This window comes from Mesorhizobium sp. P3_A9, from assembly GCF_056402975.1.
On record NZ_JBFUGJ010000748.1, the window covers coordinates 1 to 906 of the forward strand.

The following is a 906-nucleotide window of genomic DNA, read 5'->3' on the forward strand; positions in this document are numbered from 1 at the left end:
ACGCTTCAGAGCCGCCCTTCCAGCAATTCCGGCGTGATGTTTCGACCAGCATAAAGATGCCCAGGATCAGCACTCGTTCGCTCTCGACCGCGAAAGCAATGCTGACGGCGCGCCGGTAACCAACAATCCGCAACCCCAGGCATGATTTCGACCCGCTCGGTCCCGCGCTGTGGAAAAGTCGATAGATCCAGGCAATGGTCGCGGATCCCGGCGACGAAACTCCAGGCGACCGCAGGCGATGCGCGCTCGGCTATGTCGTCATAGAGCTGTTCGAGTTCGGCTTCCGCGTTGGGGTGGAAGACAATCCGGTACTCCATCCCTTACTTGGCTTTCGCCTGCGTCGCGCGATGACGCGCTTCAAGCCGGGAAAAGACCGTTTCGGCAGGAACACCCTTCGCCGGATCCCGTTGCAGCTCGCCCAGGCGCGCCGGGATTTCCTCACGCAGCCACTTCTCTCGCTCCGCCTCGAAATCCTCGAGCATGCGCAAGCCGGCGCGGACAACTTCGCTGGCATTGTTGTAGCGGCCTGATTCGAGCTGCTTCCTGATGAAGCTCTCATAATGGCCGTTCAGAGCGTAATTGGGCATGGCAGCCTCTTGGAAGGAATATGGGGCGCGCGAAGAATATAGCAATAAATGTCAACTATTAGCAGCCTTGATCGATTCGACCGCACTCTGCCTTTGATTCGGATTGTTCCGCAGGCAGGCTCGAGTCGCCCGATTCGGCATGGCCGAGATATCGCCTCAGCTCTGAAGGCGCCGGCGTGATCGATGACCGGGTCCGGCAATCGATAGCTGCGGCGATCCGCGCTCGTCATCCCAGCGAGACGGCGGGCACTGAAGCCGGCTGAGAAAGAACCCCACCGGCTAGATTTATTTCGCGTGTGGTTGCGGGTAGCCGCTCCGA

The 906-nt window shown here is 59.8% G+C and carries 1 protein-coding gene and 1 pseudogene; both read right to left on the minus strand.

Annotation, left to right across the window (positions count from 1 at the left end; all coding sequences use genetic code 11):
- Positions 1 to 5: 5 nt before the first annotated feature.
- Positions 6 to 317: pseudogene (locus AC1DX0_RS36490) on the minus strand (type II toxin-antitoxin system RelE/ParE family toxin).
- Between the two features lie 3 nt (positions 318 to 320).
- Positions 321 to 587, minus strand: a complete 267-nt coding sequence (locus AC1DX0_RS36495; protein WP_477224679.1) for a type II toxin-antitoxin system ParD family antitoxin — start codon at positions 585 to 587, stop codon at positions 321 to 323.
- Between the last annotated feature and the right edge of the window lie 319 nt (positions 588 to 906).

What these genes read in the sequence shown, in the direction of transcription:
- AC1DX0_RS36495 (WP_477224679.1), bottom strand. Translation starts at nt 587, where the DNA reads ATGCCCAATTACGCTCTGAACGGCCATTATGAGAGCTTCATCAGGAAG.